The sequence below is a fragment of the Lacinutrix sp. 5H-3-7-4 genome, assembly GCF_000211855.2.
GTDB lineage: Bacteria > Bacteroidota > Bacteroidia > Flavobacteriales > Flavobacteriaceae > Lacinutrix.
The window spans coordinates 1,678,245-1,689,647 of sequence record NC_015638.1 but is presented as its reverse complement, the minus strand read 5'-3'; the positions used below and the strand labels follow the sequence as shown (position 1 = coordinate 1,689,647).

Sequence of the window (11,403 nt, the reverse complement as noted above, 5' to 3'; positions counted from 1 at the left end):
CGAAGTTATGGAAAATAAAATGCTATTTTTTAAATAAACGTTTTATTGGTTTTAAAAAAAACAAAGTATCTTTTACAAAATGTATTGAACGGTAATAAGCGATATTGAAAAGTTTTTTTTGACTTTCGTTTATTATCAATTCATCTATTCTTTCTTCTAACAACAAGATAATATGTGCTAAACCTCCCCACATTTCATGCCTTAAATTATCTGGAGCAAACACACCAGAAATAAAATCTAGTTCTACGTAATGAACGTGTTTATTGGCGTTATAATCTACCAACTTCATACCTTTTCGGCAATTAGGATTAAAGCTATCGTGTAATACAATACTAAAGTTACTTTGTGGTTTGTATTTTATTAAGTTTTTAATATCTGTAGCAACACCTTTTGTACTGTGATCACCATCTATTAAAGCAAACTCTAGCTGTTCTCCATTGTCTTGAATTTGCTTAATAAGTTTAGGTAGTATTTCTTTAGAATCTCCAATTAAAAACTCGACGTTTGAAAATTGATTTCCTAAACGCTCAACGATAGTTTTATCTGTGTCAATGGCATAAACTTTATCTGCATATTTACTAATAACCTGTAAACTACCACCATTAAATGTACCAATTTCTATAGCGACTTTAGGTTTTATTTTTTGAAGTAAATAAAGAAACCCATAACGTTCGTTACGAGTCATAGACCAATCTAAAGGAAAATCGTTTTCAGTAAATGCTGGATAATTTGTATCTGAAAATTCAAGAATATCCGCTTTAAAATCTATCATTTTTGGTTTCAAAATTATTTTCTTTCATAAGTTATAAAAGAAAATGCATATTTATGGTCTTCGTCTTGAGGATGAACAACACTATTGGTTTCTTTCCAAACTGTGGTGTCTATCTCCGGAAAAAAAGTATCTGCATTAAAAGTAGAATGTACTCTTGTTATTTCAATTTTAGCCGCTAAAGGCATAGCTTGTCTATAAATTTCGCCGCCTCCAATTATAAATGGCTGAGTATCTCCTTTTGCCGCGTCTATAGCATCTTCTAAAGAATGCACTACTAAAACACCAACAGGCACTTGATAATCTTTTTGTCTTGAAATTACAACATGTGTTCTATTTGGTAATGGTTTAGGGAAACTTTCAAAAGTTTTACGACCCATAATAATATGATGTCCTGAGGTTAAAGATTTAAAACGTTTTAAATCATCTTTTAAGTGCCAGATTAAATCGTTATCTTTTCCTATTTCATTATTTTCTCCAGCAGCAACAATCATTGTTAGATTTTTATGCGGTATCTGCGTAGTTGAACTTGATTTTAAATTACTATCTGTTTTAGATTTTGGTAAGTTTGCTTCTAACTTTTCAATTTTAGCTTTTTGTTTTGCTACTAGTTTTTCTATTTGGGCTTTTTCCCAATCTTTTCCCATAAACTTATGCGTTATAAATACATTAAATAAATGGTATAAGAAGAAAAATAACCATATTAATATAGCAAAAACAAACCAAGGAAGATCAAATTTTTGAAACTCTTCTCCTATACCTAAACCTACATTTGCTATAATTAAAAAAACAGCTCCAATTAAGAATATTACAAAGTGAGCATATAAGTGCTTTTTTTGTTTTACACGACGTTGTGCATTTTCAATTAATGCTAACTGGTCTGGATCTATTTGAGGTTGTTGTTTCTTTTTTTTAAACATAATCTTAATTAAGAATGTAAAGTTAAAGTTTTAATATGAATTTCTTTTTTTAATTTTAAACGAAATCTTTTTGATTTGATTTACAATCTATTAACAACAGTAGCGAGTGTTAATTTAATAAAAAAGGCAACTGGTTTTTATAAAATTATAAAATAACAATATTGTATTTTACTAAAACAACAATTTTGTTTTAAATATTTATTAAACAGTTTGTTAGCATAAAATTGTTATTTAAATTTGAATTACAAAACAATAAAAAAATGGCTATTACAAAACAATTTTTAAAATCGAAACCTGTTTGCAAAGTAACCTTTACTGTTCCTGCTGAAAATGCAAACGAAGTTAAAGTTGTAGGAAATTTTAACGAGTGGAATACTGAAGCAACTGCTTTAAAAAAATTAAAAAACGGAACCTTTAAAGGTACTGTTAATTTAGAAAAAGATAAATCTTATGAGTTTAGATATTTAGTAGATGGACAATGGAAAAATGAAGAAGAAGCTGATGCTTTTGCCTGGAATGATTACGCTGCAGACGAAAATTGTGTAATAAATGTATAAATTAAAAAAGTTTTCCTAAGAAAACTTTTTTAATTTTATTTTATACAGCAACTGCTCCTTTAATATGTGGATGCGGATTATAATCTTCTAAAGTAAAATCTTCAAATTTAAACTCGAAAATATCTTTTACTTCTGGATTAAGTTTCATTTTTGGTAAAGGTCTACAATCCCGTGTCATTTGCAACTCTAATTGCTCTACATGGTTATTATAAATATGTGCATCGCCAAATGTATGTATAAATTCACCTGCTTGATAACCGCATACCTGAGCTATCATCATTGTAAATAATGCGTATGAAGCAATATTAAATGGTACACCTAAAAAGATATCTGCACTACGTTGGTACAACTGGCAAGATAATTTACCATCTGCCACATAAAACTGAAAAAAAGCATGACATGGAGGCAATGCTGCTTTTCCATTTGCTACATTTTCACTAAACGATTTTGATGTATCTGGAAGTACTGAAGGATTCCATGCAGAAACCAACATTCTACGACTATTTGGATTGTTTTTTAGAGTTTCTATTACCTCTGTAATTTGGTCAACCTCATCGCTATTCCAATTACGCCATTGGTGACCATAAACTGGACCTAAATCTCCTTTTTCATCTGCCCAAGAATTCCAAATTTTAACACCATTCTCTGTTAAATAATTAATATTGGTATCGCCTTTTAAAAACCAAAGCAACTCATATATAATTGATTTTAGATGAAGTTTTTTAGTAGTAACCATAGGAAAACCTTCACTTAAATCGAATCTCATTTGATAACCAAATACACTTTTTGTACCTGTTCCCGTTCTGTCTCCTTTTTCGTTTCCGTTTTCTAAAACATGTTTTACTAATTCGTGGTATTGTTTCATAGTGCACACATTCCTGCCTTCGCAGGAATCTCTTAATTATTAATAATAATGTTGTAATTTAAACAAAAATAACTAAAACAAATTTACTTAGAAGTGAGTTTATAACTTCATTTTTGATTAAAAAATATATTCAAAAAAAAGAAGGCTCTTAATAAAATATTAAGAGCCTTTTATTATTTATGTTTTATTTCTCTTATGTTAAGAGATTCCTGCGAAGGCAGGAATGTTTACCCTATTATCATACCAGCAATAGTTGCAGATATTAATGATGCAATTGTACCTCCAATTAAAGCTTTCATTCCAAATCTTGATAGTTGAGCACGCTGTCCTGGTGCTAAAGATCCAATACCTCCAATTTGTATTCCTATAGAAGCAAAATTTGCAAAACCACATAACATGTAAGTTGCCATGATTATAGATTTCTCGAATTTTAAATGCGTTGCATTTGCTACATTTTTAAGTTCTGCTAATTGTATATAGCCAATAAACTCACTTGCTGCTAGCTTGATGCCTAATAATTGGCCCATTAGTGCCATATCTTCTTTTGCCACACCTATTAACCACATTAATGGCGCAAAAATATAACCTAAAACAAATTCTAGAGATAAACCATCGTATGGTGTATTTTCTGCAATAACCTCATTTAAAGATGTAAACTGCCATTTAATATTTAATGCATCTATTACAATACCATCAAAACTTGCAATACCGCCAAGTATACCATTTATCATAGCTATAAAAGCTACAAATACTAATAACATTGCTCCTACATTTACAGCTAACCTTAAACCTTCTGTTGTTCCGTTTGCTATAGCTTCTAGTATGTTAGAGCCTATTTTTTCTTGAGAAACTTCTACATTGGTATTAATTTCTTCGGTTTGAGGAAATAATATTTTTGAAATCACAATTGCTCCTGGCGCTGCCATTACAGATGCAGCTAGTAAATGTTTAGCATAAAATAATTTTAAAGCTTCGTCTTCACCTCCTAAAAAACCAATATATGCAGCTAATACTGCTCCTGCTACAGTAGCCATACCACCAATCATAACTAGAAGAATTTCAGATTTATTCATCTTTTCTAAATAAGCCTTAATTAAAAGAGGTGCTTCCGTTTGACCTAGAAATATATTACCTGCAACACTTAGACTTTCGGCTCCAGAAATTCCTAATATTTTAGTTAACAATAATCCCATTAGTTTTACTAATTTTTGAATTAAACCTAAATAAAATAATACTGAGGTTAATGCCGAAAAGAATATAATAGTGGGTAATACTTGAAATGCAAAAATAAATCCGAAAGATGTAACATCTAACATGCCTCCAAATAGAAACTCACTACCAGCTTGTGTAAAACCTAGGATTTTAATAAAGCCTAATCCTATAAACTCGAAAACTGTTTTTACAAATCCTATTTTTAATACACCTATAGCAATTACTAATTGCAATGCTAAACCTAAACCTACTGTTTTCCAATTAATATTCTTTCTATTAGAACTAAATAAAAAGGCTATAAATATAAGTGAAACCATACCTAAAGCGCCTCGCCATAAGCTACCGATTGAGAAACCTTGGCTAGGTATAATATCGTTTTTCACAACATCATTGGTTGCAACAAGCGCTTCTTTAGTGTGTTTTTCGCTTTTAAGATTATAAACTAAATTTTTATCTTTAAAGACTAAAATAGAGTCTGTTAGTTTAGATATTTTATATCTAACTGTTGTGTTTAAAGAATCGTTATAATAAAATACCAATAAGTTATTTTGGTATATATAATCTCCATTATCACTTACATTGTCTTGAGATGTAAGTAGTTTAAATTCTCCTTTGTTTAAAACTAACTTATCGTAAGATAATTTATTAGCTTCTACAGTAATATTGTTTTGAGATTCAATTTTTTGAATTTGCCATGTTTTTTCAAGGTCTTGAGCAAACACAGAAGTTGTTGCAAAAAAAATAGCTGCAACAGCTATGAGTATATTTTTAATCATAAGTTAGCGTTTAGAAATCTCGTCTCGAATTTTTGCTGCTTTTTCGTAATCTTCATTTGCAACAGCTTCGTCGAGCATGCTATTTAACTCTTTTAAAGTATGAGATTGATAATCATCTTGAGACAAAGTTATTTCAAGCTCTTCATTTACAATATCTTCAACAAATATATTATCGTTGGTTTCTTCTATTTCGTCTTCGTCTTTACTTGGATCGACTTTTAGATAAATTCCTGCTTTATCTAAAATATTTTTATAAGTAAAAATTGGTGCTTGAAAACGTAAAGCTAATGCTATAGCATCACTTGTTCTGGCATCAATTATTTCTTCTATTTTATCTCTTTCACAAATTAAACTTGAATAAAAAACACCATCAACAAGTTTATGTATTATTACTTGTTTTACAACAATATCAAACCTATCTGCAAAATTTTTAAACAAATCGTGAGTTAATGGCCTTGGTGGTCTAATTTCTTTTTCAAGTGCAATGGCTATAGACTGCGCTTCAAAAGCACCAATAACTATAGGTAATTTACGTTCACCATCTACTTCATTTAAAATTAAAGCATAGGCGCCATTTTGCGTTTGGCTATAAGATATTCCTTTTATTTTTAGTCGAACTAAACTCATAAGTATAAAAAAATCGAAAAAGCGGTTTAAATTGTAAATAGGAATTTAAACCGCTTCTTTACGAGCACAATTTATAAAAAATTAAGCGTTTGCCGCTTTAAATGCTTTTAATTTTTCAATTAGAGCTGGAACAACCTCAAAAGCGTCTCCTACAACTCCATAATCTGCAGCCTTAAAGAAAGGTGCTTCTGGATCTGTATTTACTACAACTTTTACTTTAGAAGCGTTGATTCCTGCTAAGTGCTGTATTGCTCCAGAAATACCTATTGCAATATATAGGTTTGAAGCTACAGGCTTACCAGTTTGCCCAACGTGTTCACTGTGTGGTCTCCATCCTAAATCTGAAACTGGCTTAGAACAAGCTGTTGCTGCTCCAAGAACTTCTGCTAATTCTTCTACCATTCCCCAATTTTCTGGACCTTTTAATCCACGTCCTGCAGATACTACTATTTCTGCATCTGCAATAGTTACTTTATCTGTTGCTTTATCTACAGATTGTACTGTTACTCCAGAATCTTCAACTGTTGGAGAAAAATCTTCTGCTGTTGCACTTGCTGTATTTTCAACTAAACCAAAAGCGTTATTTGAAACACCTACAACTTTTACATCTGTATTAATTGCTGTTACATTAAAAGCTTTATTTGTAAATGCTGTACGTTTTACTGTAAATGGCGCTGTGTTTGATGGCGCCTCTACTACGTTAGATGCGTAACCTGCATTTAAACCTACTGCTAAAACTGGTGCTAAATATTTACTATCTGCTGTTTGGCTAACAACTACCACTTTTGCATCTTCTTTTTCTACTGCTTGTTTAATTACTGAAGCGTAAGATTTCGCATTAAATTTATCTAATCCTGAATTTGATACATTTAAAACTTTATCTACTCCATATTTTCCTAACTCGCTAGTGTCATCTGCATTTACTGCTACTGCTGTTACCGTTGTTCCTAATTGGTCTGCTACGGCTTTAGCGTAAGATGCTACTTCTAGAGCTGTTTTTTTAAATTTTCCGTTTTCTGATTCTGTATATACTAAAACTGACATAATTTTTTCTTTTTTGAAATCCTGACTTTATACCAGGAACTCGTTAATCTTTACTTTAATTTCAAAAGATTCCGAAACAAGTTCGGAATGATTTAACTTATTATTAAATCACCTTTGCTTCGTTATGAAGTAAGTTTACTAACTCGTCTAAGTTATCTGCATCTACTAAAGTTACAGCTCCTTTTGGTGCTGGCTTTTCAAATTTAACCGAAGTTGTTTCAGTTTCAGCATTAGCAGCTTCTACAACATTTAAAGGTTTTTTTCTAGCCATCATGATTCCTCTCATATTAGGAATACGTAAATCGCTTTCCTCTACTAATCCTTTTTGACCAGCAATAACTAATGGTAAAGCTGTTGTTACGGTTTCTTTACCACCATCTATTTCTCTTGTAGCGGTAGCGTTAGTTCCATCTATTTCTAAGTTAATACAGTTTGTTACAAAGTTTGCTCCTATTAATTCAGATAACATTCCTGGTACCATACCTCCATTATAATCTATAGACTCACGACCTGCAATTACTAAATCGTAACCTCCATCTTGTACTACTTTAGCTAATTCTTTAGCAACCTGAAAACCATCTTTAGCTTCTGCATTTACTCTAATTGCATTGTCTGCGCCAATTGCTAATGCTTTACGTAATGTTGGTTCTGTTTCTGCACCACCTACATTTACAACATCTACACTTGCTCCTTGCTTTTCTTTAAACCACATTGCACGTGTTAAACCAAACTCATCGTTTGGATTGATAACAAATTGCACACCATTTGTGTCGAATTTAGAATCTCCGTCTGTAAAATTAATTTTTGACGTTGTGTCTGGCACGTGACTAATACACACTAAAATCTTCATATTTTTATTATTAAATTTTTGATTATTTTCTTGGAAGCTTAGAACTATAACGTTATCGTAAGACATTCATCTAATACTTCTCTTTTTCAGGATACGAAGATAATTCATTTATTTCAAAAATATACTATGCATGCATAATAAATTTTAAATAAATTGTTCAGTATTAGTTTACAGTAATTGTTATTTTTGCTATTCAATTTTACAAATTTTATGAAGACAATTCAATTTAGAGAAGCTATTTGTGAAGCCATGAGCGAAGAAATGCGCCGTGATGAGAGCATTTATTTAATGGGTGAAGAAGTAGCAGAATATAATGGTGCTTACAAAGCATCTAAAGGTATGTTAGACGAATTTGGTGCTAAACGTGTTATAGACACACCAATTGCCGAGCTTGGATTTGCTGGTATAGCTATAGGTTCTACCATGACAGGAAACAGACCTATTGTAGAATATATGACATTTAATTTCTCTTTAGTAGGAATTGACCAAATTATTAACAACGCTGCAAAAATTAGACAAATGTCTGGTGGGCAATTTAAATGTCCTATCGTTTTTCGTGGGCCAACCGCTTCTGCAGGACAATTAGCTGCTACACACTCTCAAGCTTTCGAGAGTTGGTTTGCAAACACGCCTGGTTTAAAAGTTGTTGTACCATCTAACCCTTACGATGCAAAAGGTTTATTAAAATCTGCAATACGTGACGACGATCCTGTTATTTTTATGGAAAGTGAGCAAATGTATGGTGATAAAGGTGAAGTACCAGAAGGAGAATATACTATACCATTAGGTGTTGCCGATATTAAAAGAGAAGGAACAGATGTAACTATTGTTTCTTTTGGAAAGATTATTAAAGAAGCTTACAAAGCAGCAGATGAATTAGCAAAAGATGGTATTTCTTGTGAAATAATTGATTTAAGAACTGTACGTCCATTAGACAAAAAAGCCGTTTTAGAATCTGTTAAGAAAACAAACCGTTTAGTAGTTTTAGAAGAAGCTTGGCCATTTGGTAACGTTTCTACTGAGCTAACATATATTATACAGTCTGAAGCTTTTGATTATTTAGATGCTCCTGTTGTAAAAATTAACACAGCAGATACTCCTGCACCTTATTCTCCAGTTTTATTAGAAGAGTGGTTACCTAACCATGAGTCTGTAATTAAAGCTGTTAAAAAAGTTATGTACAAGTAATTAAAAAAAAATTACCTTTATAAAAACTTCATTAGCATGATTGTTGATGAAGTTTTTTTATTTAAAACTAATAGATGAAATATAGAATATTATCCTTTTTGTTTTTATTAGCTAGTGTTACAGTTTTAGCTCAAACAAAAATTAGCGGTCACATTTACGATGAAAGTAATGAACCTATAGCCTATGCAAACGTCTATTTTCAAGGTACAAGCATTGGAACTATTACAGACGAAAACGGAACGTACTATCTAGAAGATGATGGCAATCACGACACTGTAGTTTTTTCATTTATTAGTTACGTCACGCAAACTGTACCTTTAAAACAAAAGGTAACTTACGATTTTGATATTGTTTTAAAAGAAGATGTTGCAGCTCTAGACGAAGTACTTATTGTTTCTGGCAAGCAACCTAAAAAAAACAATCCAGCAATAGATATTTTACGAAAAATATGGGCCAACAAAAGAAGTAATGGTTTAAAGCAATACAACCAATACCAATACGATCGCTACGAAAAAGTAGAGTTTGATTTAAATACTATTGACAGCGCAACAATGAAAAGCAAACTGTTTAAAGGTATGGAGTTTGTTTTTGAGCAGGTAGACACCTCTAACGTAACAGGTAAAACCTATTTACCAATGTTTATTAACGAATCGTCTAGCGAAGTTTATGGCGATAATATAATTAACGAAAAACGCGAAATACTAAAAGGTAATAAAAACTCTGGTTTTAGTAACAACCAGATTATCATAGATTTTGTTGACGACTTATACAGCGATTTTGATGTTTATGATAACTATTTGAAGTTTTTTGATAAAAGCTTTACAAGTCCTATTTCAAGAACAGGTATTAATGTGTACAATTATGTGCTAGCAGATAGCGCATATATAGACAACAAATGGTGTTACAATATTATTTATTACCCACGACGTAAAAACGAGTTAACCTTTAAAGGAGACTTTTGGGTTGCAGATACCACTTTTGCTATTAAAGATATAAATATGCAAGCCTCTAAAAGTGCAAATATAAACTGGGTAAAAGAAATATATATTGAACAGGAATATGAGGTACTTAATGATTCTGTATTTTTAATTAAACGTGATTATTTTATGTCGGATTTTGCTTTTAATAAAAAGGAAAAGTCCCAAGGTATTTATGGTAAACGTACTTCACTCTATAATAATTACAAGTTTGATATTGAAAAAGACCCGAAATTTTACAAAGAAAAAGTCTATAGTTTTGATGAAGATTTATACAATCAAGACGATGCTTTCTGGGAAGAAAACAGAATGGAAAAGCTTAGTAAAGACGAAAAAGGTGTTTACGTCATGTTAGACTCTTTAAAGAAAACCAAAAAATTTAAACGTCTTTATAATATAGGAAGCATATTAGCATCTGGATATATTGAATTTGATGAACTAAACCTAGACTATGGTAGCGTATTTTCAACCTTTGGTTTTAACGAAGTAGAAGGTTTACGTTTACGTGCTGGTGGTCGTACCTATTTTGGACAAAATGACCTTTGGAGGTTAGAAGGTTTTACAGCCTACGGTTTTAAAGACAATAAGTTTAAATACGGTATTTCTGGAAAATGGTTATTAGACAAAAAAAACAGGTTTATAATTTCTGGTGGTAACAGGCGTGATGTAGAACAAATTGGAGCCAGTTTAACCTCATCTACAGATGTTTTAGGAAGAAGTTTAGCTTCGTCTTCTATAGTTGGCACAGGAACTAACGATAAGCTTACCAATATAAACCTAAGCACAATTGCTATTGAAGCAGAACTTGTTAGAAATTTAGTAACACGAGTTAGTGGTACTTACAAAACCTTAGAGTCTGCCTCACCAACCTTTAGCTTAGATTATTATACAGATGCTACACAAACAACTACAGCATCAGAAATAAAGCAATATGAATCTGCTTTTTCTGTTCGCTATATGCCAAAACGAGAAATGACAGGTTTTGGTGTAGAACGTCGTGTAAAAAACAGTGATTTTGCACAGTTATTCGCTCAAGTAACTCGCGGAGACAAAGGTGTTTTTGATAGTGATTTTGATTACACAAAGCTTCAGTTTTCGTATATACAACCCATAGCAGTTGGTGGCTTTGGTCGCTTAACTACGTCTATAGAAGTTGGTAAAACATACGGGCAAATACCATTAGCCTTAATGAGTGTTGTTCCTGGAAACCAATCATATTTTTCAATTTATAACACCTTTTCACAGTTAGATTTTTATGAGTTTGTAACCGATGAATACGCAACATTACACGTAGAGCATAATTTTAATGGGAGATTATTTTCTAGAATTCCATTACTTAAAAAACTAAACCTTAGAGCTATTGTTGGTTTTAGAGGTGTTATGGGAGATGTCTCTCAAGAAAATAGAGATATAAATGCATCGTTTAATCCAGACGGAACGCCATTTGTTTATGTTGCTCCAAATAAAGAAGCTTACTACGAATACAGTATAGGCGTTGGCAATATTTTTAAAGTGTTTAGAATAGATTTTAACTTTAGAGGTAATTATTTAGATCCAAGTTTTAATCCAGATGCTAGAAAATTTGGTGTAACAGGTAGTTTTGGGTTTTATTTCTAAT

At 31.6% G+C, this 11,403-nt stretch carries 10 protein-coding genes; 3 read left to right on the top strand and 7 right to left on the bottom strand.

The window, feature by feature from the left end; genetic code table 11:
* Positions 1–22: 22 nt before the first annotated feature.
* Both LACAL_RS07460 and LACAL_RS07455 read right to left on the bottom strand, forming a co-directional pair.
* Entirely contained in the window at positions 23–772 is a 750-nt protein-coding gene (locus LACAL_RS07460; protein ID WP_013870112.1) for a class I SAM-dependent methyltransferase, read from the bottom strand.
* A gap of 14 nt (positions 773–786) precedes the next feature.
* Positions 787–1,689, bottom strand: a complete 903-nt coding sequence (locus tag LACAL_RS07455) for a dihydrofolate reductase (RefSeq protein WP_013870111.1) — start codon at positions 1,687–1,689, stop codon at positions 787–789.
* Between the two features lie 260 nt (positions 1,690–1,949).
* On the opposite strand from LACAL_RS07455, the gene LACAL_RS07450 reads away from it, so the two are divergent.
* Positions 1,950–2,246 carry an isoamylase early set domain-containing protein gene (locus tag LACAL_RS07450; RefSeq protein ID WP_013870110.1) on the top strand — a complete coding sequence of 99 codons (297 nt, stop codon included), beginning with the start codon at positions 1,950–1,952 and terminating at the stop codon, positions 2,244–2,246.
* Between the two features lie 40 nt (positions 2,247–2,286).
* Here the strand turns inward: LACAL_RS07450 and LACAL_RS07445 are convergent, their stop codons facing one another.
* The 5 genes from LACAL_RS07445 to LACAL_RS07425 form a co-directional block, all read right to left on the bottom strand.
* Positions 2,287–3,111, bottom strand: a complete 825-nt coding sequence (locus LACAL_RS07445; protein ID WP_013870109.1) for a thymidylate synthase — start codon at positions 3,109–3,111, stop codon at positions 2,287–2,289.
* 227 nt (positions 3,112–3,338) lie between these two features.
* Positions 3,339–5,099 (bottom strand): nucleoside transporter C-terminal domain-containing protein, encoded by a 1,761-nt coding sequence (locus tag LACAL_RS07440; protein WP_013870108.1) that lies wholly within the window; start codon positions 5,097–5,099, stop codon positions 3,339–3,341.
* A 3-nt stretch (positions 5,100–5,102) separates the two neighbouring features.
* Positions 5,103–5,726, bottom strand: a complete 624-nt coding sequence (locus LACAL_RS07435) for a bifunctional nuclease family protein (RefSeq protein WP_013870107.1) — start codon at positions 5,724–5,726, stop codon at positions 5,103–5,105.
* 81 nt (positions 5,727–5,807) lie between these two features.
* A complete protein-coding gene (locus LACAL_RS07430; protein WP_013870106.1) occupies positions 5,808–6,770 on the bottom strand; it encodes an electron transfer flavoprotein subunit alpha/FixB family protein in 963 nt (320 codons plus the stop codon).
* Positions 6,771–6,873: 103 nt separating this feature from the next.
* Complete coding sequence (locus LACAL_RS07425) at positions 6,874–7,620, bottom strand: electron transfer flavoprotein subunit beta/FixA family protein (protein WP_041301799.1); 747 nt, start codon at positions 7,618–7,620, stop codon at positions 6,874–6,876.
* A 210-nt stretch (positions 7,621–7,830) separates the two neighbouring features.
* Between LACAL_RS07425 and LACAL_RS07420 the strand changes: the two genes are divergently transcribed.
* Together LACAL_RS07420 and LACAL_RS07415 are read left to right on the top strand one after the other, a co-directional pair.
* Positions 7,831–8,808 carry a pyruvate dehydrogenase complex E1 component subunit beta gene (locus LACAL_RS07420; protein WP_013870104.1) on the top strand — a complete coding sequence of 326 codons (978 nt, stop codon included), beginning with the start codon at positions 7,831–7,833 and terminating at the stop codon, positions 8,806–8,808.
* A gap of 74 nt (positions 8,809–8,882) precedes the next feature.
* Complete coding sequence (locus LACAL_RS07415) at positions 8,883–11,402, top strand: DUF5686 and carboxypeptidase-like regulatory domain-containing protein (RefSeq protein ID WP_013870103.1); 2,520 nt, start codon at positions 8,883–8,885, stop codon at positions 11,400–11,402.
* Position 11,403 lies beyond the last annotated feature (1 nt).

What these genes read in the sequence shown, in the direction of transcription:
- LACAL_RS07415 (WP_013870103.1), top strand. Translation starts at nt 8,883, where the DNA reads ATGAAATATAGAATATTATCCTTTTTGTTTTTATTAGCTAGTGTTACA.
- LACAL_RS07445 (WP_013870109.1), bottom strand. Translation starts at nt 3,111, where the DNA reads ATGAAACAATACCACGAATTAGTAAAACATGTTTTAGAAAACGGAAAC.
- LACAL_RS07435 (WP_013870107.1), bottom strand. Translation starts at nt 5,726, where the DNA reads ATGAGTTTAGTTCGACTAAAAATAAAAGGAATATCTTATAGCCAAACG.
- LACAL_RS07460 (WP_013870112.1), bottom strand. Translation starts at nt 772, where the DNA reads ATGATAGATTTTAAAGCGGATATTCTTGAATTTTCAGATACAAATTAT.
- LACAL_RS07425 (WP_041301799.1), bottom strand. Translation starts at nt 7,620, where the DNA reads ATGAAGATTTTAGTGTGTATTAGTCACGTGCCAGACACAACGTCAAAA.
- LACAL_RS07420 (WP_013870104.1), top strand. Translation starts at nt 7,831, where the DNA reads ATGAAGACAATTCAATTTAGAGAAGCTATTTGTGAAGCCATGAGCGAA.
- LACAL_RS07430 (WP_013870106.1), bottom strand. Translation starts at nt 6,770, where the DNA reads ATGTCAGTTTTAGTATATACAGAATCAGAAAACGGAAAATTTAAAAAA.
- LACAL_RS07455 (WP_013870111.1), bottom strand. Translation starts at nt 1,689, where the DNA reads ATGTTTAAAAAAAAGAAACAACAACCTCAAATAGATCCAGACCAGTTA.
- LACAL_RS07450 (WP_013870110.1), top strand. Translation starts at nt 1,950, where the DNA reads ATGGCTATTACAAAACAATTTTTAAAATCGAAACCTGTTTGCAAAGTA.
- LACAL_RS07440 (WP_013870108.1), bottom strand. Translation starts at nt 5,099, where the DNA reads ATGATTAAAAATATACTCATAGCTGTTGCAGCTATTTTTTTTGCAACA.